General features: G+C 64.9%; 23 protein-coding genes and 1 riboswitch. Of the genes, 9 read left to right on the top strand and 14 right to left on the bottom strand.

Annotated elements, in window-relative coordinates; translation table 11 throughout:
- Positions 1-25: 25 nt before the first annotated feature.
- Genes M2S36_RS05960 through asd form a run of 3 tightly spaced genes read left to right on the top strand, consistent with a single transcriptional unit; the run spans position 26 to position 3,288 of the window.
- Entirely contained in the window at positions 26-1,561 is a 1,536-nt protein-coding gene (locus tag M2S36_RS05960) for an HDOD domain-containing protein (protein ID WP_207828671.1), read from the top strand.
- A gap of 44 nt (positions 1,562-1,605) precedes the next feature.
- Positions 1,606-2,415 (top strand): rhodanese-like domain-containing protein, encoded by an 810-nt coding sequence (locus M2S36_RS05955; RefSeq protein WP_233687336.1) that lies wholly within the window; start codon positions 1,606-1,608, stop codon positions 2,413-2,415.
- Positions 2,416-2,424: 9 nt separating this feature from the next.
- Positions 2,425-3,288, top strand: a complete 864-nt coding sequence (asd, locus tag M2S36_RS05950; protein WP_063911937.1) for an archaetidylserine decarboxylase — start codon at positions 2,425-2,427, stop codon at positions 3,286-3,288.
- Between the two features lie 97 nt (positions 3,289-3,385).
- Here asd and serB read toward each other — a convergent pair whose 3' ends face one another.
- Positions 3,386-4,600, bottom strand: a complete 1,215-nt coding sequence (gene serB, locus M2S36_RS05945; RefSeq protein ID WP_063911938.1) for a phosphoserine phosphatase SerB — start codon at positions 4,598-4,600, stop codon at positions 3,386-3,388.
- A 135-nt stretch (positions 4,601-4,735) separates the two neighbouring features.
- On the opposite strand from serB, the gene M2S36_RS05940 reads away from it, so the two are divergent.
- Entirely contained in the window at positions 4,736-6,193 is a 1,458-nt protein-coding gene (locus M2S36_RS05940; protein ID WP_207828663.1) for an AhpA/YtjB family protein, read from the top strand.
- Positions 6,194-6,353: 160 nt separating this feature from the next.
- Here the strand turns inward: M2S36_RS05940 and M2S36_RS05935 are convergent, their stop codons facing one another.
- The 9 genes from M2S36_RS05935 to M2S36_RS05895 all read right to left on the bottom strand — a co-directional run bounded on the left by M2S36_RS05935 (position 6,354) and on the right by M2S36_RS05895 (position 15,681).
- Positions 6,354-7,064 carry a PqiC family protein gene (locus tag M2S36_RS05935; RefSeq protein WP_063911940.1) on the bottom strand — a complete coding sequence of 237 codons (711 nt, stop codon included), beginning with the start codon at positions 7,062-7,064 and terminating at the stop codon, positions 6,354-6,356.
- Positions 7,065-7,236: 172 nt separating this feature from the next.
- Positions 7,237-9,495, bottom strand: a complete 2,259-nt coding sequence (gene parC / locus M2S36_RS05930) for a DNA topoisomerase IV subunit A (protein ID WP_207828660.1) — start codon at positions 9,493-9,495, stop codon at positions 7,237-7,239.
- Between the two features lie 10 nt (positions 9,496-9,505).
- Positions 9,506-10,024: a retropepsin-like aspartic protease family protein gene (locus tag M2S36_RS05925; protein ID WP_207828658.1), complete on the bottom strand. Its 519-nt coding sequence runs from the start codon at positions 10,022-10,024 to the stop codon at positions 9,506-9,508.
- The gene (locus M2S36_RS05920) at positions 10,021-11,007 is read right to left on the bottom strand and encodes an esterase-like activity of phytase family protein (protein ID WP_207828656.1); all 987 of its coding nucleotides are present in this window, start codon (positions 11,005-11,007) and stop codon (positions 10,021-10,023) included. The genes M2S36_RS05925 and M2S36_RS05920 overlap by 4 nt, the downstream gene beginning before the upstream one ends.
- A complete protein-coding gene (gene parE, locus M2S36_RS05915; protein ID WP_015272020.1) occupies positions 11,004-12,908 on the bottom strand; it encodes a DNA topoisomerase IV subunit B in 1,905 nt (634 codons plus the stop codon). Before parE ends, M2S36_RS05920 begins: the two co-directional genes overlap by 4 nt.
- 34 nt (positions 12,909-12,942) lie before the next feature.
- Positions 12,943-13,551: a YqiA/YcfP family alpha/beta fold hydrolase gene (locus M2S36_RS05910; RefSeq protein ID WP_063911944.1), complete on the bottom strand. Its 609-nt coding sequence runs from the start codon at positions 13,549-13,551 to the stop codon at positions 12,943-12,945.
- 183 nt (positions 13,552-13,734) lie between these two features.
- A complete protein-coding gene (gene cpdA / locus M2S36_RS05905) occupies positions 13,735-14,535 on the bottom strand; it encodes a 3',5'-cyclic-AMP phosphodiesterase (RefSeq protein ID WP_333956835.1) in 801 nt (266 codons plus the stop codon).
- Positions 14,536-14,620: 85 nt separating this feature from the next.
- Positions 14,621-15,073, bottom strand: coding sequence for a DUF1249 domain-containing protein (locus M2S36_RS05900; RefSeq protein WP_016501905.1), 453 nt, complete (start codon positions 15,071-15,073; stop codon positions 14,621-14,623).
- Entirely contained in the window at positions 15,064-15,681 is a 618-nt protein-coding gene (locus M2S36_RS05895) for an NUDIX domain-containing protein (RefSeq protein WP_063911945.1), read from the bottom strand. Before M2S36_RS05895 ends, M2S36_RS05900 begins: the two co-directional genes overlap by 10 nt.
- 185 nt (positions 15,682-15,866) lie before the next feature.
- On the opposite strand from M2S36_RS05895, the gene M2S36_RS05890 reads away from it, so the two are divergent.
- Positions 15,867-16,613, top strand: a complete 747-nt coding sequence (locus tag M2S36_RS05890) for an RsiV family protein (RefSeq protein WP_046613356.1) — start codon at positions 15,867-15,869, stop codon at positions 16,611-16,613.
- On the opposite strand, the gene cytX is transcribed toward M2S36_RS05890, so the two are convergent.
- Positions 16,582-17,865 (bottom strand): putative hydroxymethylpyrimidine transporter CytX, encoded by a 1,284-nt coding sequence (gene cytX, locus M2S36_RS05885; RefSeq protein WP_207828645.1) that lies wholly within the window; start codon positions 17,863-17,865, stop codon positions 16,582-16,584. The two genes, M2S36_RS05890 and cytX, sit on opposite strands and share 32 nt — an antisense overlap.
- 165 nt (positions 17,866-18,030) lie before the next feature.
- Positions 18,031-19,911 carry a phosphomethylpyrimidine synthase ThiC gene (gene thiC, locus M2S36_RS05880; RefSeq protein WP_087499604.1) on the bottom strand — a complete coding sequence of 627 codons (1,881 nt, stop codon included), beginning with the start codon at positions 19,909-19,911 and terminating at the stop codon, positions 18,031-18,033.
- A gap of 154 nt (positions 19,912-20,065) precedes the next feature.
- Positions 20,066-20,172: riboswitch (TPP riboswitch) on the bottom strand.
- 160 nt (positions 20,173-20,332) lie between these two features.
- On the opposite strand from thiC, the gene M2S36_RS05875 reads away from it, so the two are divergent.
- Positions 20,333-21,769 carry a TolC family outer membrane protein gene (locus M2S36_RS05875; protein ID WP_207828643.1) on the top strand — a complete coding sequence of 479 codons (1,437 nt, stop codon included), beginning with the start codon at positions 20,333-20,335 and terminating at the stop codon, positions 21,767-21,769.
- A gap of 114 nt (positions 21,770-21,883) precedes the next feature.
- Here the strand turns inward: M2S36_RS05875 and waaA are convergent, their stop codons facing one another.
- Positions 21,884-23,155: a lipid IV(A) 3-deoxy-D-manno-octulosonic acid transferase gene (gene waaA, locus M2S36_RS05870; protein ID WP_207828640.1), complete on the bottom strand. Its 1,272-nt coding sequence runs from the start codon at positions 23,153-23,155 to the stop codon at positions 21,884-21,886.
- Positions 23,156-23,166: 11 nt separating this feature from the next.
- Complete coding sequence (locus tag M2S36_RS05865) at positions 23,167-24,057, bottom strand: LysR family transcriptional regulator (protein ID WP_207828638.1); 891 nt, start codon at positions 24,055-24,057, stop codon at positions 23,167-23,169.
- Positions 24,058-24,144: 87 nt separating this feature from the next.
- On the opposite strand from M2S36_RS05865, the gene M2S36_RS05860 reads away from it, so the two are divergent.
- The 3 genes from M2S36_RS05860 (at position 24,145) to M2S36_RS05850 (ending at position 26,655) form a co-directional block, all read left to right on the top strand.
- Positions 24,145-24,477 (top strand): DMT family transporter, encoded by a 333-nt coding sequence (locus tag M2S36_RS05860; protein ID WP_063911950.1) that lies wholly within the window; start codon positions 24,145-24,147, stop codon positions 24,475-24,477.
- A 193-nt stretch (positions 24,478-24,670) separates the two neighbouring features.
- Complete coding sequence (locus tag M2S36_RS05855; RefSeq protein ID WP_207828636.1) at positions 24,671-25,846, top strand: NAD(P)/FAD-dependent oxidoreductase; 1,176 nt, start codon at positions 24,671-24,673, stop codon at positions 25,844-25,846.
- Complete coding sequence (locus M2S36_RS05850) at positions 25,843-26,655, top strand: aldo/keto reductase (protein WP_025340852.1); 813 nt, start codon at positions 25,843-25,845, stop codon at positions 26,653-26,655. The genes M2S36_RS05855 and M2S36_RS05850 overlap by 4 nt, the downstream gene beginning before the upstream one ends.
- Positions 26,656-26,689: the final 34 nt, after the last annotated feature.

The following is a 26,689-nucleotide window of genomic DNA, read 5'->3' as shown; positions in this document are numbered from 1 at the left end:
AAAGCCAGTTCGGACTGATGTCAAAATGCCAATTGAAACCAAGGTGCCCGCTCAGGCTCCACGTACGCTAGAGGCCTGGGTAAAGCTGCTCGAGAGTGTTCGCATCCCCGTGCCGAAGCACAGCTACGACCGGGTCATGGCCGCCATCCACGATAGCCGCCGCTCGCTGCGCGATATCGCCGAACTGATGCAGGACAGCCCGGCACTGGTGCTGTCGGTGATGCGCGAAGCCAATCACCCCACCAATGCCAGCCTGGCCGAGCCAGCCGAAAGCCTGGAAGTCGCCCTCAACCGCCTGGGTCTGGAGCGCAGCGAACAGTTGCTCAAGCGCCTGCCTGCGGTACCCGTCGAAGAGATCCCGCCGGTACTGTGCCAGTTCCAGCTGATCAGCCAGCACGCTTCGCAGCAGGCCAGCGGCCTGTTCGCCAGCCGCCTGGCACGGCTGTGGCAGGAGATCCACTGGGGTAGCCTGCTGTTCCTGTCGCCACTCTGGCCGCTGGCGCTGGCCTACCCCAAGCTGCTCGACACCTGGGAGCTGCGGGTTATCCACAAGGGCGAGGACGCCACCCATGTCGAGGAAGAGCTGTTTGGCGTGCGCATCATCGCGCTGTGCCAGACCATGGCGGAGTACTGGCGCCTGCCACAATGGGTGACCCAGGGATACCGCCTGCTGCTGGAAGAACGCGAACAGCTGGCCCAGGTGCTCAATATCGCCCGTGACCAGGACCTGCTCAGCCAGCAACACCGCCTGGATGCCGAGCCCGGCCTGCGCCGCTGGTTCAACCAGCCGGCCAACACCGTGCTGCTGGCCAATAACCTGGCCCTTGCGGCCCAGGTGGGCTGGGACAACCCGCACCTGCTGCGCTGGCAACTGCTGACCGCGCTGTACCTGCAGACCTCGCTGGATGACGTGCAGCAGCAAGTGCACCAGCAGGCTGCGGCCAGCGCCCGCCGCCATGCCCAGCATGCCTTGTTCCACCCCGCCGAAGCGCTGATCTGGCCCTGGCACCAGCGTCGCCCGCACCCGGACATGCTGGCACCGCCACCGCCCAGCAGCGACGACCTGGCGCGCTGGCGCAAGCTGTGCCAGCACCTGCTGGCCCAGCCCAGCCCGTTCACCAACACCGTGCACCTGGCCACCCAGGCCATCGAAGCCCTGCTGGCCTGCGGCATGCAGCGCATCCTGCTGCTGAGCCTGGACAAGGCCAGCGACTACCTGCGAGTACAGCAACTCGCCGGCCTGCCCAAGGAGGCCGGGGCCCTGGCCCTGCAGGTGTCGCAGAACAAACTGCTGCAAAAGCTGCTGGCCCAGGCTGGACAACTGCGCATCACCCCGGAAAACCACAGCCAGTTCTCGGCCCTGCTGCCGGCCCCGCTGCGCGCCTTGTTCCGCAGCGAGCACGTGCTGCTGCGCTCGCTGGCGGTGAACGACCAGGTGCTGATGCTGATGGTGGCTGACCAGGGCTGCCGGCCACTGGCCGATATCAGCGTGCAAGCCTTCGGCAAGACCGCACAATGCACCGAGCGGGCGCTGTCGGTGTTTGCCAACCGCAAGGCCTGAGCCTTGCGCTACAATCGGCCCTCTTTCCACACTGGAGACCGTGGATGACTGACTTTTCCGGCCTGCCCCTGGTAATCGAAGCCGCGGACCTGCTGCAACGCCTGGATTCGCCACAGCTGATCCTGGTCGACCTGAGCAGCACCAACCGCTATGTCAGCGGGCATATTCCCGGCGCACGCTTCGTCGAAGGCAAGCGTACCCAGCTCGGCCAGCCCCCCGCGCCCGGCCTGCTGCCGGCCCTGGGCGAGCTGGAAAAACTGTTCAGCGAACTCGGCCACCGCGACGATGCCGTGTATGTGGTGTATGACGATGAAGGCGGCGGCTGGGCCGGGCGCTTCATCTGGCTGCTCGACGTGATCGGCCACAAGCGTTACCACTACCTCAATGGCGGCATCCAGGCCTGGCCGGCCGACAAGCTCTCCACCGAAGTACCCGCCAGCGGCAACACGCCTGTGCACCTGCGCATCGACAGTGAGCCCACCGCTACTCGCGAGTACCTGCAAAGCCGCCTGGGCGCCGACGACCTGGTCATCTGGGACGCCCGTGGCCCGCAGGAATTCAGCGGCGAGAAAGTGCTGGCAGCCAAAGGCGGCCACATCCCCGGCGCGATCAACTTCGAGTGGACCGCCGGCATGGACCTCAACGACCACCTGCGCATCCGCCAGGACATCGCCGAAGTCCTGCAGAACCTGGGCATCACCCCCGACAAGGAAGTGATCACCCACTGCCAGACCCACCGCCGCTCCGGTTTCACTTACCTGGTGGCCAAGGCCCTCGGCTACCCACGCGTCAAGGCTTACGCCGGCTCGTGGAGCGAATGGGGCAACCACCCGGACACGCCTGTAGAAGTCTAAGGAACCTGCATGAAATCCCGTTTGTTCATCATCAGCCAGTACCTGCTGCCGCACCACCTGCTGTCACGGCTGGCCGGCTGCATTGCCGAGTGCCGCGTGCGCTGGTTCAAGAACGCCTTCACCGCCTGGTTCGCCAAGCGCTACCAGGTGAACATGGCCGAAGCCATGGTCGAAGACCTGAGCGCCTACGAGCACTTCAATGCATTCTTCACCCGTGCCCTGAAGCCAGGTGCCCGCCCGCTGGACGAGACCCCGGGCGCGATCCTGTGCCCGGCCGACGGTGCCGTCAGCCAGCTTGGCCCGATCGAGCACGGCCGCATCTTCCAGGCCAAGGGCCACGGCTTCAGCGCGCAGGAACTGCTGGGCGGTGACCCGGCCATGGCCGCGCCGTTCATGGGCGGCGAGTTCGCCACCATCTACCTGTCGCCCAAGGACTACCACCGCGTGCACATGCCGCTGGCCGGTACCCTGCGTGAAATGGTCTACGTGCCGGGCCGCCTGTTCTCGGTCAACCAGACCACCGCGGAGAACGTCCCCGAGCTGTTCGCCCGCAACGAGCGCGTGGTCTGCCTGTTCGATACCGAACGCGGGCCGATGGCCGTGGTGCTGGTTGGCGCGATGATCGTCGCTTCGATCGAAACCGTGTGGGCAGGGCTGGTGACGCCGCCCAAGCGTGAGCTGAAGACCTTCCGTTACGACGAGGCCAGCCGCGCGCCGATCCATCTGGAGAAAGGTGCCGAACTGGGCCGTTTCAAGCTGGGTTCGACCGCTATCGTGCTGTTCGGGCCGGAGCAGGTGAAGTGGGCTGAGAACCTGGGTGCTGGTTCTGCGGTGCGCATGGGGCAGCAGTTGGCGGCGCCTGCGCAGGCTTGATTCGAACAGTATGAAAGAGGCCCTGCATTGCAGGGCCTTTTTATTGGGTCCGCTGTGCGTGCCCGCGAAGGGCTGCACAGCAGCCCCAAAGTCCCGATCAGCCGCGCGCGTCGCGGTCGCGCAAGCCCAGCAGGTACAGCACGCCATCAAGCCCCAGGGTGGAAATAGCCTGCTTGGCCGACTGGCGCACCAGCGGCTTGGCACGGAACGCCACGCCCAGGCCGGCCAGCGACAGCATCGGCAGGTCGTTGGCACCATCACCCACGGCAATGGTCTGCTCCAGCTGCAAGCCTTCTTCGCTGGCCAGCTTCTGTAGCAGCTCGGCCTTGCGCTGGGCATCGACGATCGGCTCCACGGCCACGCCGGTCACCTTGCCATCAACCACTTCCAGCTCGTTGGCGAACACATAGTCGATACCCAGCCGCGCCTGCACCTGGCGAGCAAAGTAGGTAAAGCCACCAGACAGGATCGCAGTCTTGTAACCCAGGCGCTTGAGCTCGGCAAACAGGTTCTCGGCCCCCTCGGTCAGGCGCAGCGATGCACCGATCTCGTCCAGCACGCCCACATCCAGGCCCTTGAGCAGCGCCATGCGCTCCTTGAAGCTGGCGCGGAAGTCCAGTTCGCCGCGCATGGCGCGCTCGGTAATCGCAGCCACCTGCTCGCCCACGCCAGCGGCCTTGGCCAGCTCGTCGATGACTTCGGCTTCGATCAGCGTCGAGTCCATGTCGAACACCGCCAAGCGGCGGTTTCGGCGGAACAGGTCATCTTTCTGGAAGGCAATGTCGACGCTCAGCTCTTCAGCCAAGGCGAAGAAATCGGCACGCAGAGCCTGGGAGTCACTTGGCACGCCACGCACGGAGATCTCGATGGCCGCCTTGCCCTTGTCGGTCTCGGCATCCAGCGCCACACGGGCCGACAGGCGCTCGATACGCTCGATGGTCAGGCCATAATGGCTGATCACTGCACTCACCCGCTGCAGCTGCTCGGGGGTAATCTTGCGGCTGAGCAGGGTGACGATGTGGCGCGCCTCGCCCTGGCCATCGGCCCAGTGCTGGTAGTCCGCCTCGGAAATCGGCGTGTAGCGGGCCTGCAGGTTCAGTTCGTGGGCCTTGGCCTGCACGCTTTGCAGCAGGGCGGTAGCCACTTCGTTGTCCGGGATATCGACCAGAATGCCGAACGACAAGGTACCGTGCATGACTGCCAGGCCAATGTCGAGGATGCTCACACCGCCCTGCAGCAGGACGCCGGTGATAGCCGCAGTGAGACCGGGACGGTCCTCACCGGTGATGTTGATCAGGACGATTTCGCGCACAACCTGGCTCCGACTTCGATGAAAAATGCGCATTCTACCGATTTTCCGTGACCATCGGGCGCCAACGATACTTTGCCGACAAAACCCGGCTCGCTATACTGCCCCACACTTTCATGCCATTAAGAGCCGAGCTCAGTGAACCGGCCCACGCCCGTCAAAGCAGACAACTTCTTCCTGATGATCTATCGCGCCCTGAGTCAACGTCGCGTGCCACTGGCACTGCGCATCGCCTGCACCAACATATTCCTGGTGGCGCTGGCGTTGGTGATCTACGCCTGTGTCATGGGCCTGCAGTTCAAGCAGGCCATGCACGAGCAGGCCGATGCCCTGGGCCAGAGCCTGACCACCCAGACCGCCACCTCGGCGACCGAGCTGCTGGTGGCCAACGACATCCTCAGCCTCAACGTGCTGCTCGGCAATCTGGTGAAGAACCCGCTGGTGGCCCATGCGGCGATCTACAGCGTGGACAACCGCATCCTCGCCGAGGCCGGCCAGCGCCCGCGCAACAGCCTGCTGGGCGAGGCCGAAGGCCTGTACCAGACCAAGATCACCTTCCAGGACGTGACTGCCGGGCAACTGCGCATCAGCCTGGACATGAGCCAGTTCCAGCAGCCGATGCTGATCAGCCTGCAGAGCATGGGCATCCTTGCCGCCATCCTGCTGGTACTGGCGCTGACCCTGAGCCTGCGCCAAGGCCGCTTCATCACCCTGCCGCTGCTGCAGCTGCGGGTGTGGCTGCGCGACCCGCAACCCTATACCCCGGCCACCGACCGCCAGGACGAGATCGGCGACATCGCTCGCCAGCTGCATGCGCGCCTGGCCCCTCCGCCGCCACCTGAGCCAGAGCCTGAGGAAGAGGACGACGAGCAGTACGACGACCTGCACGATGCCACTCCGGCAGCCAAGACCGCACCGCGCGCCAAGTTTGCCGCCCAGGCAGACGAGGATGACGAACAAGCCTTCGCCGGCCTGCTGGACGACGACAGCGCGCCCAAGGCCACCGTGGTCGAATCCGACGAACCGCAGTACAGCGCCGTGCTCGCCGTGCAACTGGGGTCGCAGGAGCAGCTGCGCCGCCTGCCACGCACGCGCCTGACCGAACTGACCGAGCGCTACCGCGATTGCCTGGAGCACGCGGCCTCGCTCTACGACGGTGAAACCCACACGCTCAACGACGGCAGCACCCTGGTGCTGTTCCACAGCCGCGACTGTGGCGAGGACTACCTGACCAACGCCATCTGCTGCGGCGAACTGTTGCGCGCCCTGGGCCATGCCCTGCAGATCGAGGTGGCGGACAGCGGCATTACCCTGCAGTTGCAACTGGGCCTGGCCCTGGGCAACGACCTGCAAGGGCTGGAGCTGGTGGACCTGCTGATGGCCGAGAAGGCCCAGGACGCCCTGGCGCTGTCGCAGCACAGCCGCAACCTGTTGCTGGTGGAGCGGCAGATCAGCGATGACACGCTGATTCGCCAGCGCGCCCGCATTCGCCCGATTGCCAGCCCGGAAGGCGCCTGCTGCGTGGAGCGCCTGATGGAGCCCTACCCGTCGATGCTGGAGCGGCAGTTGGCGCGGATGCACGAACGCCGGGCCTGATACCGGGCTGGCCTCTTCGCGGGTAAACCCGCTCCCACAGGACCTGCGCCGAACCTGTGGGAGCGGGTTTACCCGCGAAGAGGCCGCTACAGGCAGTACAAAAACAGCAGATACGAAAAAGCCCGCAGCAATGCGGGCTTTTTCGTATCTGGCAGCCCAATCAGAACCGATAGACTTCCATATCGGTACGAATTGGTGCAGCCATCGGGATCTTGGATTTCTCTGGCGTCTTCTTCACCTGTACCGGCGCAGCTGGCTTCTTAGGCGACTCTTCGGCAATCGCTGGCTGGTTGGCCAGCGGCTTGACCGCCGTGCTCAGCTGTTCGGCCAGCTTCTGCAGCAATTGGCCCTGGGCCTGCACCTGCGACGCCTCGCTGCCCGCGTGCGGCTGCTCAAGGTGAACGATGCGGTTGTCACGCACATGGCCACGGCGGTCCAGAAGGCGCCACTGGGCATCCAGAATGGCCGGCTGGTCCTTGCCCGAGTCCAGGCGAGTGATCGACAGCAGCACTTGTACATCCGGGTTGAAACCGGCAGCCGCCGGGGCCAGCACCACGCGCTGGCTGTCCAGGCGCCAGGCGAGCTGGCGCACCAGCAGCTGGTCGATATCCGACGAAAGGCTGCCAGCCCAACGACCGTCGGTCGCCGAAGTCAGGCTGCCGTCGGCCTGACGCTGCAGGAACGTCTCGCGTTGCAGGTAATCGGCCACCGATACCGGGCCGAGTACCACGGCCATGCCTGCACTCTGCGAAGGCTGGCCAGGATCACCACTGTCGAGCTGGTACAGGGCAACCGGCTGGTGCATGGTGCACCCGCCAAGGCCCAGCAGGCCAGTCATCAACAGCGCAAATGGAAGGCGCAGAAATTTCATCATCCCATCCAGGCGGTCGCCATCAGGCCAACCGCAGTGATACATGTAGATTCAAACGGGCACACGGCCACGCCGGCACCGCAAGGGCCATATCATCCGCGAAATAACCGTCCGACTCCAGCATTTCTGCCCGGAACGACGCTGAAATTGCCGTTCCAGACATTTCTACCGGTTACGCCGGCACTTCCACCTGCAACCCATCGACCCGCTGGAACCCACGTGGCAGCTTGCTGCCGCGCCGTCCTCGCTCGCCCTTGTAATGCTCCAGGTCGTCAGCTTTCAGAGATAGGGTACGCTTGCCGGCTTGCAATACAAGAGTCGCGCCTTCGGCAATCACGGCCAGATCGGTAACAAATTCTTCACGGCTGGCCACCCGGTCGCCCGGCACACCGATGATCTTGTTGCCCTTGCCTTTGCCCAACTGGGGCAAGTCGCTGACCTTGAACACCAGCAGACGGCCTTCGGTGGTCACCGCCGCCAGCCAGTCCTGCTCGCGGTTGGCCACCGGGCGCGGGGTCATGACCTTGGCGCCGTTGGGCAGGCTGAGCAAGCCCTTGCCGGCCTTGTTCTTGGCCTGCAGGTCTTCACCCTTGACCACGAAGCCGTAGCCGGCGTCCGAGGCCACCACGTACAGCGCGTCGTCGTCCGGCAACAGCACGCACTCGAAGGTGGCCCCCGGTGGAGGCGTCAGGCGCCCGGTCAGCGGTTCGCCCTGGCCACGCGCCGAAGGCAGGCTATGGGCGGCCAGCGAGTAGCTGCGACCGGTGGAGTCGATGAGCACGGCAAACTGGTTGGAGCGCCCGGCGGCAGCAGCCTTGAAGCCATCGCCGGCCTTGTATGACAGGCCGGTGGCATCGATATCGTGGCCCTTGGCGCAGCGCACCCAGCCTTTCTCCGACAGCACCACGGTGACCGGCTCGGTCGGCATCAGCTCGTTTTCCGACAGGGCCTTGGCTTCGGCACGCTCGACGATCGGCGAGCGGCGGTCGTCGCCATAGGTTTCGGCATCCTTGATCAGCTCGCTGCGTACCAGTTTGCGCAGCTTGGCATCGCTGCCCAGCAGGGCAAGCAGTTTGGCCTGCTCTTTCAGCAGTTCATCCTGCTCGCCGCGGATCTTCATCTCTTCCAGGCGCGCCAGCTGCCGCAGGCGGGTCTCGAGGATGTAGTCGGCCTGGATCTCGGTCAGGTCGAAACGGGCAATCAGGGCCTGCTTGGGCTGGTCCTCGGTACGGATGATGTGGATAACCTCATCCAGGTTGAGGAACGCGGTCAGCAAACCTTCCAGCAGGTGCAGGCGCTTCTCCACCTTGTCCAGGCGGTGCTGCAGACGGCGACGAACGGTAGTGGTACGGAACTCCAGCCACTCCAGCAGCAGCGCACGCAGGTTCTTCAGCTGTGGCCGGCCGTCCAGGCCGATGATGTTGACGTTGACCCGGTAGCTGCTCTCAAGGTCGGTGGTGGCGAACAGGTGCTGCATCAGTTCATCGGCGTCCACGCGGTTGGAGCGCGGGATGATGACGATGCGGCACGGGTTCTCGTGGTCCGACTCGTCACGCAGGTCGGCGACCATCGGCAGCTTCTTGGCCTGCATCTGCGCGGCAATCTGCTCCAGCACCTTGGCCCCGGAGACCTGGTGCGGCAGCGCGGTGACGACGATGTCGCCATCCTCGACGCGGTACACGGCGCGCATGCGGATAGAGCCACGGCCGCTTTCGTACATCTTGAGGATTTCTGCCCGCGGCGTGACGATCTCGGCCTCGGTCGGGTAGTCCGGCCCCTGGATGTGCTCGCACAGCTGCTCGATGCTGGCCTTGGGCTCGTCGAGCAGGCGCACACAGGCCGCGGCCACTTCACGCAGGTTGTGCGGCGGCACGTCGGTGGCCATGCCCACGGCAATACCCGTGGTGCCGTTGAGCAGGATATTGGGCAGGCGCGCCGGCAGCACGGCCGGCTCCTGCAAGGTGCCGTCGAAGTTCGGCACCCAGTCCACGGTGCCCTGGCCGACTTCGCTGAGCAGCACTTCGGCGTAGCGCGACAGACGCGCTTCGGTATAACGCATGGCGGCGAACGATTTCGGATCGTCCGGCGCACCCCAGTTGCCCTGGCCGTCGACCAGGGTGTAGCGGTAGCTGAACGGCTGCGCCATCAGCACCATGGCCTCGTAGCAGGCCGAGTCGCCGTGGGGGTGGAACTTGCCGAGCACGTCACCGACGGTACGCGCCGACTTCTTGTGCTTGGCATCGGCATCGAGCCCCAACTCGCTCATGGCGTAGACGATGCGTCGCTGCACCGGCTTCAGGCCGTCGCCGATGTGCGGCAGGGCGCGGTCCATGATCACGTACATGGAGTAGTTGAGGTAGGCCTGTTCGGTGAAGTCAGCCAGCGAGCGGCGTTCTACGCCGTCCAGGCTGAGTTCCAGTGAGTCGCTCATGCGGGCCTCGTCATTTCAGGTTCTGGCGCAGCAGCATGGTGCCGCCGCGCTGGGTAAATTCAAGTTGTTTCAAGGCACTCATGCCCAGCAATACAGTCTGCCCGTCCAGGCCCGGCACCACGATGGCGCGCACGTCCTGCAGGCGGATATCCCCCAGCTGCAGGCTGGCCAGGCGCGTGCGGTAGCCTTCGGTACGGCCGTTGGCGGTACTGAGCTGCACCGGGCTGCCGCGCTCCAGGCCCAGCTCGCGGCCCAACGCCTCGGGGATGGCCACGTCGGTAGCCCCGGTGTCGAGCATGAAATGCACCATCTGGCCGTTGATCGCGCCATCCACCACGAAGTGGCCCTGGCCGTTGCCCAGCAGGCGCACCTCGATAAAGCCTTCACCATGCGACGACTGCACCTGGGCATTGGGGTTGCGCTGGCTGTCTTCCCATTGGCCGAAGAAGCGCGTGGCAAGAAACAGCGCCGCCGCCCAGGCGACGATCATCAATACCTTGCCAGCCCGCTTGCCCGGTGCCTGGCTCATGGCTTGGCGCTCCATCCGCCTTCCGGCGCGTCGAAGCGCCAGACGATCGGGCGTGTCTCGCCATCGGCGCGGGCGCCGTTGTTGTTGTCCACACCGATCCAGGCGCCCTTGGCGTCGATCACCAGGGCCTCGGCCAGGCCAAACGGCTGTTGATAGCGGCGCGACTCGACCAGGGCATCGGCAGCGAACGACCAGCAGCGCTCGACCTTGCCGCTGTCGGTATCCCGCCGGCAGACCCGGTAGGCGTTGCGTTCCAGGGTGAACAACTTGCCCTCGAACCAGGCCAGGTCGGCGAAGTCGCGCGACAGTGCCTGGGCATTGGGCATTTGCGCCGGCTGCATTTCGACGCCAGCCTCGCTCAGCAGCACACAGCTGCGTCCGCAGGTCCACACCGATTGCTGGCGTTCGATGGCCACCAGGCCACGGCGTTCGCGCTCGGCGGCCAGCCACAGGCGGTCGCCCGCCGGGTTGATCGCCAGGCCTTCGAACAAGGCGTTGAAGTTCAGCAGCATGCCGCTGGCCCGGGCCTGACGAACCATGGCAGGGTCAATCTTCAACCAGTCCGCCTCGCCTTCCAGCGGCAGTTGCAGCACCGCGGCATGAGCCTCGCTGACCAGGTACAGGTTACCCGCCTGGTCACAGCTGATGCCTTCGAAATCCAGCTCGCCACCACGGATATACGACGCCGCCCAGTTGCGCGACTTCAGGCCCCACGGCAGGCCACTTTCCGGTACCGCTGGCGGGGTGAAGGTGAGCGGTTGCGCGCGCCAGGTCGGGTTTTGCCGGTCGAAACGGTAAATACGGTCGTCGTCGCGGTCGGACACGCCCCACAGCCCGCCCCGGCATTCCACCAGGCCAGACAGGTTGCCTCCGCGCATGCCGTCGATCGGGTGCTCGGCGCTCAGCTTCAGCTCTGGCCAGTTGCCCGCCAAGCTCGGCAGGGCAACCAGCGCCAGGCAGGCAGCCAGAAGCTGCCGAATCAAACCATGACCTCGGCCAGGTTGCCCTTGGTTTCCAGCCAGCTCTTGCGGTCGCCCGCGCGTTTCTTGGCCAGCAGCTTGTCCATCAGCTCGCAGGTGGCCTGCACGTCGTCCAGGGTCAGCTGCACCAGGCGCCGGGTGTTCGGGTCCATGGTGGTTTCGCGCAGCTGTGGCGGGTTCATCTCGCCCAGGCCCTTGAAGCGGGTGACCTGTGGCTTGCCGCGCTTCTTCTCGGCCACCAGGCGGTCGAGGATACCGTCGCGTTCAGCCTCGTCGAGGGCGTAGTAGATTTCCTTGCCCAGGTCGATGCGGTACAGCGGCGGCATGGCCACATACACATGCCCGGCCTCGACCAGCGCGCGGAAGTGCTGGACGAACAGCGCGCACAGCAGCGTGGCAATGTGCAGGCCGTCGGAGTCGGCATCGGCAAGGATGCAGATCTTGCCGTAGCGCAGCTGCGCAAGGTCGGTGGCCCCCGGGTCGACGCCAATGGCCACGGCGATGTTGTGCACTTCCTGGCTCGCCAGGACTTCGCCACCGTCCACTTCCCAGGTGTTGAGGATCTTGCCGCGCAGCGGCAGGATCGCCTGGAACTCCTTGTCGCGTGCCTGCTTGGCCGAGCCACCGGCCGAGTCACCCTCGACCAGGAACAGCTCGGCACGCATCGGGTCCTGGCCGGCGCAATCGGCCAGTTTGCCGGGCAGTGCCGGGCCCTGCGTGATGCGCTTGCGCTCGACCTTCTTGCTGGCCTTGAGGCGGCGCCCGGCGTTGCTGATGGCCAGCTCCGCCAACTGCATGCCCAGCTCGGGGTGGGCGTTGAGCCACAGGCTGAAAGCGTCCTTGACCACGCCGGAAACGAAGGCAGCCGCCTCGCGCGACGACAGGCGCTCCTTGGTCTGCCCCGAGAACTGCGGGTCCTGCATCTTCATCGACAGCACGAAGGTGATGCGTTCCCAGACGTCTTCCGGCGCCAGCTTCACGCCGCGTGGCAGCAGGTTGCGGAATTCGCAGAATTCACGCATGGCATCCAGCAGGCCCTGGCGCAGGCCGTTGACGTGGGTGCCGCCCTGGGCGGTAGGGATCAGGTTGACGTAGCTTTCCTGGATGCTGTCGCCACCTTCGGGCAGCCACAGCAAGGCCCAGTCCACCGCCTCCTTGTTACCGGCCAGGCTGCCGCAGAACGGCTCGTCAGGCAGGCGCTGGAACTCGTTGACCGAATCGACCAGGTAGGAGCGCAGGCCATCCTCGTAGTGCCATTCGACCTTCTCGCCGCTGGCCTTGTCCTCGAAACTGACCAGCAGGCCCGGGCACAGCACGGCCTTGGCCTTGAGCACGTGCTTGAGGCGGCTGATGGAGAACTTCGGCGAATCGAAATACTTGGGGTCGGGGCTGAAGTACACGCTGGTGCCGGTGTTGCGCTTGCCGACCGAGCCGACCACTTCCAGCTCGCTGGCCTTGAAACCATCGGCGAAGGTCATCTGGTATTCGTTGCCGTCACGTTTGACGCGCACGCGCACCTGGGTCGACAGGGCGTTGACCACCGAGATGCCGACGCCGTGCAGGCCGCCGGAGAACTGGTAGTTCTTGTTGGAGAACTTGCCGCCGGCGTGCAGTTTGGTAAGGATCAGCTCGACCCCGGACACGCCCTCTTCCGGGTGGATGTCCACCGGCATGCCACGACCATCGTCGCTGACTTCCAGCGAGTGGTCGGCATGGAGGATGACCTGCACCGAACGGGCGTGACCGGCCAGGGCTTCGTCGACGCTGTTGTCGATGACTTCCTGGGCCAGGTGGTTGGGGCGGCTGGTATCGGTGTACATGCCCGGCCGCTTGCGGACCGGGTCAAGGCCCGAGAGGACTTCGATGGCGTCTGCGTTATAGGCGCTAGCGCTGGGAGTGGCCATAGGGTCTCGTCGTCAGTCTGGTGAATGCAAAAGGTCAAAATACAGAAAAATCGAGCGCTGCATACTGCCCACGGGCAATGCCGGCGAAGGCCAGCAGCGCCGGCAGGCGCTCGGCGAAGCCCTGGAAGCTGTGGTCGCCACCGGCCTGGATGCGCAGGGCACAAGCACGGTAATAGCGCTCGGCGTGGCGATAGTCCAGGGTTTCATCGGCGGTCTGCAGCCACACTTGATAGCGGCTGGCGTCCAACGGGGCCGGTACTTCCAGTTCGGCCAGGGCCTGCACGTGATCGTGGGTCAGTTCCCAGGCTTCACCGGTGTAGTGATTGTGCTGGGTGCCCAGGTAGCCGTCGAAATGCTTGTGCGGCGTTACCGCCGGGTTTACCAGCAGGGCCTTGAGGCCATAGCGCTCGGCCAGATGGGTGGCATAGTAGCCGCCAAGCGAACTGCCTACCAGTAATGGCGCGCCAAGCTCGGCGATGGCCGCTTCGAGCTGGGCGATGGCCTGCCGTGGGTGGTGGTGCAAGGCGGGCACCCGCAACTGGTCTGCCAGACCGAGATGTTGCATGACAGCCTCGAGTTGAAGCGCCTTCTTCGACAGCGGTGAACTGTTGAAGCCATGGATATAGAGGATGGAACCCGACATGCTGCCCCCGGAATCTGTGGCTTCGCGCCTGATAATGCGGGCGCAGGGACGCGCAGTGTAGCGCGTTCGCCGGCTTTTGGCGCCGCACAGGGGTTTTAGCAACAAATTCTTCAACAGGGGTACGCGGTCTCCTGGGGGAGCGGCCTTGTGTCGCGATAGGGCTGCGCAGCAGCCCCAAAATCGTCAATACCCCGGGCTATCGAAGTCGAGCTTCACTTCGAAGTCCAGCGCCCGCTCCACCCCGGTCTCCAACCGCCCGTCGGCATGCAGGCGCAACCAGCGGTAGCCCGGCTGCTCCTCGCTCACCTGGAAATCCTCGCTACGCGCCGCGAACTGGATACAGGTCGACGGCGTAGCCAGCAGGCGCAGGCCGCCACGCACTTCATCCCATTCCTGGTGCACATGCCCCCAGAGCAAGGCTCGCACCTGTGGATAACCCTCGACGATATCGAACAGCGCCTGGGCATTGCGCAAGCCGATCGGCGCGATCCAGGCACAGCCGATGTCCACCGGCTGATGGTGGAAACACACCAGGCAATGCCGCTCGCCCGCCCCTTTCAAGGCGGCCTCCAGCACTGCCAGCTGGTCATTCTCCAAAAAACCGTGAGTCGCGCCGTACACTGCGGTGTTGAGCATGACGATGCGCCAAGCACCAACATCGGTTACCGCCTGCAGCAGTTCCGGCGCCACCTGCGCCATGACCCGCGCCTCGTCATGGTTGCCCGGCAACCAGCGAGCAGGCACGGCAAACGGTGCGGTCAGCTCGCGGAACGCCTCATAGGACGCCACGCTGGCGTCCTGCGAAAGGTCGCCGGTGCACAGCAGCAGGTCGACAAGCGGTTGCTCCCGCCGCACCTGGGCAACCACATGGCGCAGGCTGTCACGGGTATTGAGACCCAGCATGCTGCCGGCCGGGTCGGCGAACAGGTGGGCATCGGTCAGTTGCACCACATGCACGGGGCGCGTTTGGTCTGGCTGCGGCAACGGCCGTCTCCTCGAACGGATTCAGCGCGAATTATGGCTGTACAACGGTTGCGAGCAAACACCCGCACCCAAACCACGTCACAATTCAGCGAACGCTTGCCAGCTCGTGGCCACAGGCCAGGCAGTGGCTCAGCCATTCACCGAGGAACAGGTTGAGCTGGGCCTTTTCGTCCGGCTGGTGCATGGCCTCGTTGGGATAGGGGTAGATGCTGCGCAAGCGCCGGGTGTGTTCGGCACTGACCACTTCGGCCATGCGCGCATCGTGATACACCTGCACTTCCAGGTGTGGCACCGGCAACCACGGCAGGCTGTGCTCCTGGCGCACGTGCAGGGTGGTGGTGTACGGGCAGGCCAGCACCACGTCGAGCACCAGCACGCCAAGCATCTGGTCGCCCTGGGTCATGCCGATGCGGCGCGAGCTCTGGGTGGTACGCATGTCGGGCAACAGGCGCATCAGCCGGGCGTAGTTGGCCTCGCAGGCTGCCTGCAGCCCGACCAGGTCGACCCGATAACGCTCGCGCAGCAGGTTCACTTCCACATACCTCGTACTTCGTCACGGTTCAGCGCCAGCCACTGCAGGCCGATGATGGTCGCCGCGTTGCAGATGCGCCCGTCGCGCACTGCCTGCAAGGCATCCTCGAACGACCACACGCGCACGCGAATGTCCTCGCCCTCTTCTTCCAGGCCGTGCAGGCCGCCTGCCCCTTCGCTGCTGCAACGGCCGAGGAACAGGTGAACGTATTCGTCACTGCCGCCGGGCGACGGGAAGTAACGGGTCATCGGCCACAGGGCGCTGAAGGTCAGGCCGGCTTCTTCTTCGGCTTCGCGGTGGGCGACTTCCTCGGGTTGCTCGTCCTTGTCGATCAGCCCGGCCACCATCTCGATCAGCCAGGGGTTGCCCACCTTGTCCAGCGCCCCCACACGGAACTGCTCGATCAGCACCACTTCGTCGCGTTGCGGGTCGTAGGGCAGCACGCACACCGCATCATGGCGCACAAACAGTTCGCGGCTGATCTCGCGGCCCATGCCCCCGGCAAACAACTCGTGGCGCAGGCGTAGCTTGTCGAGCTTGTAAAAGCCCTGGAAGCAATTGGCCCGCTCGATGATTTCGAAGCCCTTGGGCACTGAGTTCAACGCGTCTGACATGGAAATCCTCATTACCTCGAATACCGCATCGCGCCATCCTACTCTGCACGCCTGCCGGTTTCATCCCTTTCCGGCAACCGTTCGCGCACTCGGGACAGCGCGCCTTCTCTCTGTTAGCTTAGTGGCGAACTGAAGGCCGCGCAGACGGTCAAAGGCCGACTTTTCCCTGTTCTGCAAGGATCCCCATGACACTTGTCAAACTGACTTCCGTGGCTGTGCTGGCCCTGGCCCTGGGTGCCTGCCAAAGCCTGTTCACGCCCAACTACCGGGCGCCGCTCGAGGTCAAGCGCGATGCCTGGGAGCATGTCAAACCCGGCTGCAGCGAAAGCGACTGCCCGCTGGTGAACATCGACATGATCCATTTCCCGGCCTTGCCCAAGCTCGATGGCATCGTCGAGAAACGCCTGCTGCAACTGACCGAAGACAACCAGCGCGGCAACGCACCGGCCACCCTGCAAGCCTACGAGCAGCAGTACCTGGCCAGCGCCGACAAGCGCAACAGCAGCTACCTGCAGGCCAAGGTACGCGAGCAGCATGACGGACTGGTGATCATCGAACTGTCCAGCTACCTGGACAGCGGCGGCGCCCACGGCATGCCCGGGCGTGGTTTCATCAACTATTCGCGCAAGCTGGACAAGGTGCTGACCCTGCAGGACATGCTGGTGCCCGGCCAGGAAGACACCTTCTGGAAAACCGTCGAGGAATCGCACCGCGCCTGGCTGATCAGCGTGGGCATGGACAAGGACGCCGAGTTCATCAAGACCTGGCCGTTCAAGCAGTCGCCGCATATCGCCCTGACGTACGGCGCGGTGGTGGTCAAGTACGAGGTCTATAGCATCGCGCCCTACTCCATGGGCCACGTGGAATTGAAGATCCCCTACCCGCGCCTGAATGGCGTGCTCAAGCCTGAACTGTTTCCCGGCCGCGGCTGAAGCTGAGCAGCCCGTGCAGTAGCCCTGCCAGCAGCAATGCCGGCAGGGTCGCCCCCAGGTCCGGCGCTTGTGCGGCGATCACATGGTACGCCGCCACACCCACCACCCAGGCCAGCAGTGCCTGCCAGTGCAAGCCATTCACCTGTGCCGGCAGGCGGCGGCGACGGATCACGTAGTGGTCCATCAGTACCACACCGAACAGCGGTGCGAACACCGAACCGATCAGCAGCAGGAAGTTTTCGTACTGTGCCAGTGGCGCCAGCAGGGCGATCAGCGTGCACAACACACCAATGGCCAGCGCCAGGTGCTCGACCTTCAGGCGTACCAGCACACCGGTGGAAACGGCCGCCGAGTGTATGTCGGCAAACGCCTTTTCCGACTCGTCCAGCAGAATCAGCAGCAATGGAATGCCCATGCCGGCGCCCGCCAGGGCCAGCAGCAGGGCGTTGGCTTCGCCGCTGCCGGCAAAGGCCAAGGTGTAGCCCACGCCCAGGCTCATCAGCCAGGTGTTGCCGATGAAGTAGCCCAGCACCGTACCGCCGAATACCTGTTTGCCGTTGCGGGCAAAACGCGAGTAGTCGGCGATCAGCGGCAACCAGGAAAGCGGCATCGCGATGGCAATGTCGAAGCCCACGGCCAGCGACATCGAACCGTCACCGGCGCGGTTCCACAGTGCTGCCAGGTCAGCCTTGGCGAACAGGTTCCAGGTCAGCCACAGGCACGCGCCCAGCAGCAGCCAGATGCCCCAGGTGCGCAGTACCTTGCGCACGAACGCCAGCGGCCCACCGACCGCGAGCAAGGTGGCCAGGGCGCCGAAGCACAGGGTCCAGAGCATCGGGCTGTTCCAGGCACTGGCTTCGCCGAACGCCCGCGCGCCCAGCAGGCTGGCGGCATCGCGCATGACAATGATCTCGAACGCGCCCCAGCCCACCAGTTGCAGCAGGTTGAGCAGCGCCGGCAAGCGCGCGCCATGGCCGCCCAGGCTGAGTTTCAGGGTGCCCATGGCCGACAGGCCGGTGTCGCTGCCGATGACACCGGCAGCCCCCAGCAACAGCACACCCACGCCGGTGCCCAGGGCGATGGCCAGCACCGCACCGGCAAGGCCCAGGCCTGGGGCCAGCATGGCGCCGACCTGCAGCACCATCAGGCCGATGCCCAGGGAGAACCATAGCGAGAACAGGTCGCGGGCGCCGAAGATGCGCTGGGCGATGGGGACCGGGTGGTCGGGGGAGAATTGGCTGGGTGATGTCATGGTTGGCGCTCGCCGGCAATGTTGTTGGTGTTCCTGGCGAGGACTGCGTCCTCGTATCGCGACACAAGGCCGCTCCCACAAAAACCGCGCTGGCCTCAAGCCTTGCGCGGTCCCTGTGGGAGCGGCCTTGCGTCGCGAAAGGGCCGCAAAGCGGCCCCAGCGGTCTTAGACTTTGTGATACAGCTGGCTGCCTTCCTGGCGGAACCGCTCGGCCTGCTCGCGCATGCCTTGCTCGACCGTCACATCCACGGTTTCGATCTTGGCGGCGTACTCGCGTACTTCCTGGGTGATCTTCATCGAGCAGAACTTCGGCCCGCACATCGAGCAGAAGTGCGCGACCTTGGCCGATTCCTTCGGCAGGGTCTCGTCGTGGTAGGCACGGGCAGTGTCCGGGTCCAGGCCGAGGTTGAACTGGTCTTCCCAACGGAATTCGAAGCGCGCCTTGGACAAGGCGTTGTCACGAATCTGCGCGCCCGGGTGGCCCTTGGCAAGGTCGGCGGCATGAGCGGCGATCTTGTAGGTGATGATGCCGGTCTTCACGTCATCCTTGTTCGGCAGGCCCAGGTGCTCCTTGGGCGTGACGTAGCAGAGCATGGCGCAACCGAACCAGCCGATCATCGCCGCACCAATGCCCGAGGTGATGTGGTCGTAGCCAGGCGCGATGTCGGTGGTCAGCGGGCCGAGGGTGTAGAACGGCGCCTCGTCGCAGCATTCCAGCTGCTTGTCCATGTTCTCCTTGATCAGCTGCATCGGCACGTGGCCGGGACCTTCGATCATGCACTGCACGTCGTGCTTCCAGGCGATCTTGGTCAGCTCGCCGAGGGTTTCCAGTTCACCGAACTGCGCAGCATCGTTGGCGTCGGCAATCGAGCCGGGGCGCAGGCCGTCGCCCAGCGAGAAGCTGACGTCGTAGGCCTTCATGATTTCGCAGATTTCTTCGAAGTGGGTGTACAGAAAGTTTTCCTTGTGGTGCGCCAGGCACCACTTGGCCATGATCGAGCCACCGCGGCTGACGATACCGGTGACGCGCTTGGCGGTCAGCGGCACATAGCGCAGCAGTACACCGGCGTGGATGGTGAAGTAGTCCACGCCTTGCTCGGCCTGCTCGATCAGGGTGTCGCGGAACAGCTCCCAGGTCAGGTCTTCGGCTACGCCGTTGACCTTTTCCAGGGCCTGGTAGATCGGCACGGTACCAATCGGCACCGGCGAGTTGCGGATGATCCACTCACGGGTTTCGTGAATGTGCTTGCCGGTGGAAAGGTCCATGACCGTGTCCGAACCCCAGCGGATGCCCCAGGTCAGTTTGGCCACTTCTTCCTCGATCGAGGAACCCAAGGCACTGTTGCCGATGTTGCCGTTGATCTTCACCAGGAAGTTGCGGCCGATGATCATCGGCTCCAGTTCCGGGTGGTTGATGTTGGCCGGGATGATCGCGCGGCCACGGGCGATTTCCTGGCGAACGAACTCGGGGGTGATTTCTTTCGGAATGTTGGCCCCGAAGCTGTGGCCGGCATGCTGCTCGTCGAGCAGGCCGGCGGCGCGTGCCTCTTGCAGCTTCATGTTTTCGCGGATGGCCACGTATTCCATCTCGGCAGTGATGATGCCCTGGCGGGCATAGTGCATCTGCGAGACGTTGGCGCCCGCCTTGGCGCGACGCGGGTTGCGCACGTGGGCGAAACGCAGCTTGGCCAGTTCGGCATCGTTCAGGCGCTGCTGGCCGAAATCGGAGCTCAGGCCGGCAAGGCGCTCGGTGTCACCACGTGCGTCGATCCATGCCGAACGCACGTCGGCCAGGCCCTTGCGCACGTCGATGACCACGTTGGGGTCGGTGTACGGGCCGGAAGTATCGTAGACCAGTACCGGGGCATTGGACTCGCCACCGAAATCGGTCGGGGTGTCGTCCAGGCTGATTTCACGCATGGGCACGCGGATGTCCGGGCGCGAGCCTTCGACATACACCTTGCGCGAACGCGGGAACGGTTGCACGGACTGCTGATCGACTTGTGCCGATTCGCTGAGGTTGATCGCTTTTTCTTGTTTGGTCATCACAGGCTCTCCAGACGGCTTCCTAGCAGTGGAATGTCGGGGTGAACCTGAAAGGCGCGGACGCACCCTTCATGGGTGCAGTGCCGGATATGGGGGTGCCTGAAGCTGCATGCAACTGTGACAATCCCGGACCTGGCACAAGAGGCTCCCCGGGAAGGCGAGCAATCTTGTTCCCTACGCAGGCGCTAACCTGATCAGGTTCAACGGGATCCGCAACTTTGCGATCTCAGCCTTTGCTTCAAGGCACCCCGACAAGAACATGCGCAGTCTAGACTGGAGTGGTCGGCAAAGCCAAGCAGGTAAATGCGCGGATGATGAAAGGCACCCCGAGCGATTGTTGCCGGGTGCGCATGGCACTAAACTGGCCCGTCGCTCGATACTCAACAGTTCAGTAATTCAATTTCGTACAAGGATTGCCTCTATGCTGCGCAAACTCTCACTGGCAATAGCCGTGTCTTGTGCGTCCAACGGAGTGGTCTGGGCAGCGGACGTGCCCCAAACAGTGAAGACCGACCTGGTCAGCGTCTACCAGGAAGCGGTCGACAATAATGCTGACCTGGCTGCAGCCCGCGCCGATTACGGCGCCCGCCGCGAAGTGGTGCCGCAGGCCCGTGCCGGGTTGCTGCCCAATCTTTCGGCCGGTGCCGAGATGCAGAACACCCGCACCAAGTTCGACGAGCCGTCGGCCACCAGCAACCGCAGCGGCAATACCTGGAGCGCGACCCTGGCGCAACCGATCTTTCGCGCTGACCGCTGGTTCCAGTTGCAGGCGGCCGAGGCGGTCAACGAGCAGGCGGCACTGGAGCTGTCGGCGACCGAGCAGAACCTGATCCTGCAAACCGCGCAAAACTACTTCGCCGTGCTCCGCGCCCAGGACAACCTGGCCGCGACCAAGGCTGAGGAAGCTGCCTTCAAGCGCCAGCTGGACCAGTCCAACGAACGGTTCGACGTCGGCCTTTCCGACAAGACCGACGTACTGCAATCCCAAGCTAGCTATGACACGGCACGGGCCAACCGGATCATTGCCGAGCGCCAGGTACAGGATGCCTTCGAGGCACTGGTTACCCTGACCAACCGCGAGTACACCTCGATCCAGGGCGTGGTGCATACCCTACCGGTACAGGTGCCAACGCCCAACGACGCCAAGGCCTGGGTTGAAACCGCCGGGCGCCAGAACCTCAACCTGCTGGCTACCAACCACGCGGTCACCGCTGCCGAGGAAACCCTGCGCCAGCGCAAGGCCGGCCATGCGCCGACGCTGGATGCGGTTGCCAAGTACCAGAAAGGCGACAACGACAATCTTGGCTTCACCAACTCGGCTGCCCAGCCAAACGTGCACTACAGTGGCGACGTCGAGCAGACCAGCATCGGCCTGCAGTTGAACATCCCGATCTACAGCGGCGGCCTGACCAGTTCGCAGGTGCGCGAGGCCTACCAGCGCCTGAGCCAGAGCGAGCAGCAGCGCGAAAGCCTGCGCCGCCAGGTGGTGGAAAACACCCGCAACCTGCACCGCGCGGTGAACACCGACGTGGAACAGGTGCAGGCGCGCAAGCAGTCGATCATCTCCAACCAGAGCGCGCTGGAAGCCACCGAGATCGGCTACCAGGTGGGTACCCGCAATATCGTCGACGTGCTCGATGCCCAGCGCCAGCTGTACACCTCGGTACGCGACTACAACAACAGCCGCTATGACTACATCCTCGACAACCTGAGCCTGAAGCAGGCAGCCGGCACCTTGAGCCCGCAGGACCTGCAGGACCTCAAGCAGTACCTGAAGCCGGACTACAACCCGGACAAGGACTTCCTGCCACCGGACCTGGCTGCCGCCGCCGCCAAGAACTTCGAGCGCAGGCCTTGAGATAGGTGTTGGCTTCTTCGCGGGCTCGCCCGCTCCCACAAGGATTGCGCAGCCCTCGAAGCATGCATCAATCCTGTGGGAGCGGGCGAGCCCGCGAAGAAGCCAATGCAAAAATCAGCGGATAAACGCACCCAGCCCATCGAGCAACCGTTGCAAGGCCCCCTGGTTGGCCCGCATCACCGCCCTGCCCGCCTCGCCCATGCGCTGCGCGTCCTGCGGCAACTCGACCAGCCGCCGCACCGCCTCGGCCAGCCCGTCGGCATCATCCACCTGCTGCAACGCCCCCGCCTCGCGCAGCATCGCGCTGATTTCGAGGAAGTTGAACACATGCGGCCCCATCAGCACCGGCAAGGCCAGCGCCGCCGGCTCCAGCGGGTTGTGCCCGCCAGTCGCCACCAGGCTGCCACCGACGAAGGCGATGTCGGCCAAGGCATAGAGGAATAGCAACTCGCCCATGGTGTCGCCGAGCAGTACCGGCGTCTGCGCATCGACCGGCGTGCCGGCAGAGCGGCGCACGGTGGTGAACTGTTCGCTGCACAGCGCATGCACCGCAGCGAAGCGCTCGGGGTGGCGCGGCACCAGGATCAGCAGGGCATCGCCATGCACCTGCAACAACTGCCGATGTGCCTGCAGGATCAATGCGTCTTCACCTTCATGGGTGCTGGCGGCGATCCACACCGGGCGCTGTGCAGCCCCCCACTGTTCACGCAATGCCCTGGCACGCGGCAACAGTTGCTCATCGATCTTCAGGTCGAACTTGATCGAACCGGTGACCTGCACGCACTCCGGACGCGCGCCCAGGTCACGGAAGCGCCGGGCCTCGGTTTCGGTCTGCACGGCAATCAGGCTCATCTCGGCCAGCATGGGCCGGGTCAGCCTGGCAAAACGCCCATAGCCACGGGCCGAGCGCTCAGACAAGCGTGCGTTGGCCAGCGCTACCGGAATGCCGCGCTTCGCACACTGGTGAATGTGGTTGGGCCACAGCTCGGTCTCCATGATGATGCCCAGCTTCGGCTGCACATGATCAAGAAAACGCCCTGCCGCCCAAGGCAGGTCGTAGGGCAGGTAGCAATGCTGCACGCGCGGTTCGTCGGCGAACATGGCGCGAATACGCTCGGATCCGGTCGGGGTCATGCAGGTCAGTGTGATCGGCAATCCCGGGTAGGCCTTGAGCAAGGCACGCACCATCGGTGCCGCTGCAATGCTCTCGCCCACCGATACCGCGTGCACCCAGATGCCGCCCTGGCGCATGACCGGCAGCTTGAAGGCAAAGCGCTCGCCGATGCGTTGGCCATAGGCCGGCGCCTTGCGCGCGCGCAGGTACAGGCGCAGCGCAACCAGCGGCAGGCCCAGGTGAAACAACAAGGTATAGAGAGTTCTGTTCATGGCCGCGGAGTTTACCCGATCGCGCGCAGGTGCACCGCAAAGCGCTCGGCCAGCCACTGCGCGGCCGGCCCCAGTGGCGCGTCACGGCGCCAGGCCAGTTCCACCACCAAGGCCGGTGGCCGCCACTCGCTGTCCAGTTCGACCATGTGCGCCTGGTAGGTCGGGTACTGCACCACGTGCCGCGGCAGCCAGGCCCAGCCCAGGCCGCGCATCAGCAGTTCGGCCATGGCGTAGAAGCTGTCGGCGCGCCACACCTGCGGGCTGATCGCCTCGCCACCGGGGTAGCCGCTTTGCTGCGGGGCGATCAGCAATTGTCGATGGCGCGCCAGTTGCTGGCGAGTGACCCGGCCTTCGCCGGCGAGCGGGTGGCCGACCGCGCACACCGTGACCATTTCCACACTGCCCAGAGCCCGCCGCTCCAGCGAAGCCGGGATGCTCTCGTGGTGGAAGAACAGGCCAAGGTCGGCGCGCCGCTCAACCAGCTTGCGCGCCACGTCGCCCTGGGCGCCGCTGGCCAGCTGCACCTCCAGGAACGGGTAGCGGCTGGCCAGCTCGTCGAGGCTGTCGATGACCGGCTGATAGGGCATGGCTTCGTCCTGGGCGACCCGCAGCAGGGCTTCCTGCCCGCGCATCAGCGCCAACGCACGGCCATCCAGGCGCTCACACTGGCGCAACAGTTCACGGGCATCCTCCAGCAGGGCGCTGCCGTTCTCGGTCAGTTTGGGTTGCCGGCCACTGCTGCGCTCGAACAAGGTGACCCCCAGGTCGGTTTCGAGCAGGGCGATCGCGCTGCTGATCGCCGACTGGGCCTTGCGCTGCTCGCGGGCCACGGCAGAGAAGGAGCGCAGTTCTGCAACGCGAAGGAAGGTACGTAGCTGTTCAAGGTTCCACTGCTCGGCCATCGACCTATCTCCCATACTGATAGGTAATGACTTTACCCCATCCAGGTAACGCCTAGAATGCCCACCCAGTTACCGGAGGATCTCGCCATGAATGCCTACACCTACCTCGCCATCGCCATCTGCGCCGAAGTCATCGCCACCGCGTCCATGAAAGCGGTGAAAGGCTTGAGCACGCCCTTGCCGTTGCTGCTGATGGTGGTTGGCTATGGCATCGCGTTCTGGATGCTCACCCTGGTGGTGCGCAGCATTCCGGTGGGGATCGCCTATGCCGTCTGGTCTGGGCTGGGGATTGTGCTGATCAGTGTGGCGGCACTGGTGATCTATGGGCAGAAGCTGGATGTACCGGCGATGCTGGGGATGGCGATGATTGTGGGAGGGGTGGTGGTGATTCAGCTGTTTTCGAAGACGGCTGGGCATTGATGTTCGCCTGAATATTGTCGGGGCCGCTTTGCGGCCCTTTCGCGACACAAGGCCGCTCCCACAAAAGCATGTGCTCTACCTGTGGGAGCGGCCTTGTGTCGCGATGGGCTGCACAGCAGCCCCAAGGATCGCAAAGCCCCCGCAGGCGCGACCCTGTATACTTGCCAGCTGTCCCAGTCTTCGAGGTACCGCCATGCCATCCGCCATTTCCACTGACGTGCTGATCGTCGGCGCCGGGGTCGCAGGCCTCTGGCTCAATGCCCGCCTGCGCCGTCTGGGCTATTCGACAGTATTGGTGGAACGCGCCAGCCTTGGCGGCGAGCAGACCATCAAGTCCCAGGGCATCATCCATGGCGGCACCAAGTACGCCCTGCACGGCGCCCTCACCGGCGCCTCGGAAGCCATCGCCGACATGCCGCGCCGCTGGCGCGAAGCGCTGAGCGGCAGCGGCGAGCTGGACCTGACCAGCACCCGCCTGCTGTCCGACGCCCACTACCTGTGGTCGCCAGGCACCCTGGCCGGCAACCTCACCAGCTTCTTCGCCAGCAAGGCCGTGCGCGGCAGGGTCGACCAGGTGAAGGGCGAGCAACTGCCACCCGCGCTGCAGGACCGCGCCTTCAAGGGCAAGGTCTATCGCCTGGCCGAGCTGGTCATCGACGTGCCCAGCCTGCTGGCCAACCTGGCCGAACTGGCAGGCGACAGCCTGCTGGCCGGTGAACGCATCGAGCCACTGCGCGAGGGCGACGACCTGATCGGCCTGCGCGTGGACGAGCGCGACATCCGCGCCCAGCGCATCGTGCTCAGCGCCGGCGCCGGCACCGAAGACCTGCTGCATGGCCTGGGGCTGAGCCAGCCGGCCATGCAGACACGCCCACTGCACATGGTCATGGCCAAGGGTGCCAACCTGAAACCACTTTACGCCCATTGCCTGGGCGGCGGGCCGAAGCCACGGGTGACGGTTACCACCCACCCGGCCGCCGATGGCCAGTGGGTCTGGTACCTGGGCGGCGACCTGGCCGAAGCCGATGGCGTTGCCCGCGAACCGGCTGCGCAAATCGCCGCGGCACAGAAAGAAATCGCCAGCCTGCTGCCATGGGTCGACCAGAGCCAGGTGCGCTGGGCCACCCTGCGGGTCGACCGCGCGGAACCTGCACAATCAGGCCTGGTACGCCCGGACAACGCCTTCCTCGCCGACCAGCAACGCCTGCTGGTCGGCTGGCCGACCAAGCTGGCCCTGGCACCGGACTTCAGCGACCGGGTCATCAGCCACCTGGAGCGCGACGGCATCCGCCCACAGGCGCAGGCCGACCTGGCCGACCTGCCACGCCCACCGCTGGGCGTACCGGCCTGGGAGCGACTGCTGCCATGAGCCTGCCCACCCTGCACGACTTCCATCGCCCATTGGGCAGCACCGGCTTCAAGGTTTCGCCGCTAGGCCTGGGCACGGTCAAGCTGGGCCGCGACCAGGGCGTGAAGTACCCCACCGGCTTCACCATCCCCGGCGATGACGAAGCCCGCCTGCTGTTGGCCCAGGCCCGCGAGCTGGGCATCAACCTGATCGACACCGCCCCGGCCTATGGCCGCAGCGAAGAACGCCTGGGCCCGCTGTTGCGCGGCCAGCGCGATGAATGGGTAATCGTCAGCAAGGTTGGCGAAGAATTCGACAACGGCCAGTCGCACTTCGATTTCAGCGCCGCCCACACCCGCCGCTCTGTGGAGCGCAGCCTGCGGCGACTGGAAACCGACCGTATCGAGCTGGTGCTGGTGCACTCCGACGGCAACGACCTGGCGATCCTTGAACAGCAGGAGGTCTACCAGACCCTGGCTGAGCTCAAGCAGGAGGGCAAGATCCTCGGCTTCGGCCTGTCCGGCAAGACCGTCGCCGGCGGCCTGAAGGCGCTGGAGCAAGGTGACTGCGCCATGGTTACCTACAACCTCAACGAACAGGCAGAACGCCCGGTGCTGGACTACGCTGCCGAACACGGCAAGGCCATCCTGGTGAAGAAGGCCCTGGCCAGCGGGCATATCTGCCTGGCCCCGGGCATCGACCCGGTGCAAGCCAGCTTCGAACTGCTGTTCGCCCACCCGGGCGTCAGCAGTGCTATCGTCGGCACCATCAATCCGTTGCACCTGGCCCACAACGTGGCCACCGTCGCCCGTATCCTGGGCCAGCATTGAGTTGCCCCAGGCCCAAGGGCCTGGAGACTGACCC

Source organism: Pseudomonas sp. SF2 (genome assembly GCF_036858055.1).
GTDB lineage: Bacteria > Pseudomonadota > Gammaproteobacteria > Pseudomonadales > Pseudomonadaceae > Aquipseudomonas.
The sequence above is the reverse complement of the archived record's forward strand: the minus strand, read 5'-3'. Positions and strand labels throughout refer to the sequence as shown.